The sequence below is a fragment of the Variovorax sp. 10L426 genome (assembly GCF_056395305.1).
This window is the reverse complement of record NZ_JBFTJF010000060.1, coordinates 1-591: the sequence shown is the minus strand read 5'-3', so window position 1 is coordinate 591 and position 591 is coordinate 1. Positions and strand designations below refer to the sequence as shown.

The window sequence follows — 591 nt, the reverse complement described above, 5'->3', positions numbered from 1 at the left end:
GCTGCGCACCGCCGCCGTCAACGGGCTGGGCATCGCCCAGATCCTGCGCACGGCCGTGCAGGCCGATCTCGACGCCAACCGCCTGCGCGTGGTGCTGCCCGATGTCGGCCTGCGGCCCGTGCCGCTGCAGGTGCTGCACAGCTTCGGGCGGCGCCTGCCCGTCCGCGCGAAGGTGTTCATCGACTTCGTCGCGGCGGCACTCAACCGATCGGCGCCGGGATCAGATCCGGCTCGGGGTTGAAGTCGGTCAGGCAGTTCAGCGCCTGCGCGCGGATCGCATCGGTCATGAAGTCGATAAACACGCGGATGCGCGTGGGCAGGTGCTGCCGGCTCAGGTAGCAGAGGTAGTGCCCGCGGTCGTCGGGCGCGTAGCGGCCCATCGCCACCACCAGTTGCCCGGCGGCCAGGGGCTCGGCGATCTGGTACCCGGCCAGCTGCGCGATGCCCCAGCCCTGCAGGACCGCATGCAGGACCAGGTCGGCGTCGTTGAACGTGAGCCGCGCGGTCGGCATGACCTTGCGCAGTTGCCCCTCCACCTTGAACTCCCATTCGAAGACCCGCCCGCTGGCAAAGCGGAAGTTGATGCAGGTA

Annotated in this window: 2 protein-coding genes; one reads left to right on the top strand and one right to left on the bottom strand. The window is 69.5% G+C overall.

Features of this window, described 5'->3' with window-relative positions:
* On the top strand, positions 1–241 hold a 241-nt coding region (locus AC1DHL_RS29695; protein WP_478164324.1), incomplete at its 5' end, for a LysR substrate-binding domain-containing protein.
* Here AC1DHL_RS29695 and AC1DHL_RS29690 read toward each other — a convergent pair.
* Positions 201–591 (bottom strand): LysR substrate-binding domain-containing protein (locus AC1DHL_RS29690; RefSeq protein ID WP_478164323.1); only part of this gene is annotated, 391 nt, incomplete at its 5' end. The two genes, AC1DHL_RS29695 and AC1DHL_RS29690, sit on opposite strands and share 41 nt — an antisense overlap.